The following is a 454-nucleotide window of genomic DNA, read 5'->3' as shown; positions in this document are numbered from 1 at the left end:
AAAGCCCGCGCCCGTCGCCGGGTAGTACGGCCAGATCGACGCGAACCCGAACAGCGACAGCGCCACGCCCACGTAGAAGTGGTGAGGCGCCAGCGCGTCCCCGTCCGGCTCCTCCTCGGGGTCGAACACCTCACTCATCGGCGGCCTCGTCAGTCGCCTGCTTCATCGCTTCCTGCTCTTCTGTCCCCGGCGGGGGCCGGTACGGGAGCTGCGAGAGCATCGCTCGACCGAACCCGCGGAACCGCTCCTGCGCGTAGTAGACCGGCGCCATCGCGCCGACCATGAACGCCAGCACGACCGCCGCGATCGTCGTGAGGTTGGTGCCGGCCGCCGAGACGAACGGTTCGATCACAGGTGACCCTCCTCCTCCAGCACCTCGCGATGCCGAAGGACCATCTCCACGAGCCCGTTCCACGCCTCGTTTTGCTCGGCGCCGAAGATCGTCCGCAGTATC

The 454-nt window shown here is 68.1% G+C and carries 1 protein-coding gene; it reads right to left on the bottom strand.

Translation table 11 applies throughout. The features are described from left to right. Positions 1–130: 130 nt before the first annotated feature. Positions 131–352: a hypothetical protein gene (locus EXE44_RS16945; RefSeq protein WP_137706303.1), complete on the bottom strand. Its 222-nt coding sequence runs from the start codon at positions 350–352 to the stop codon at positions 131–133. Positions 353–454 lie beyond the last annotated feature (102 nt).

It is taken from the genome of Halorubrum sp. SS7 (assembly GCF_005435055.1).
GTDB lineage: Archaea > Halobacteriota > Halobacteria > Halobacteriales > Haloferacaceae > Halorubrum > Halorubrum salinarum.
This window is presented reverse-complemented; position numbering and strand designations above follow the sequence as displayed.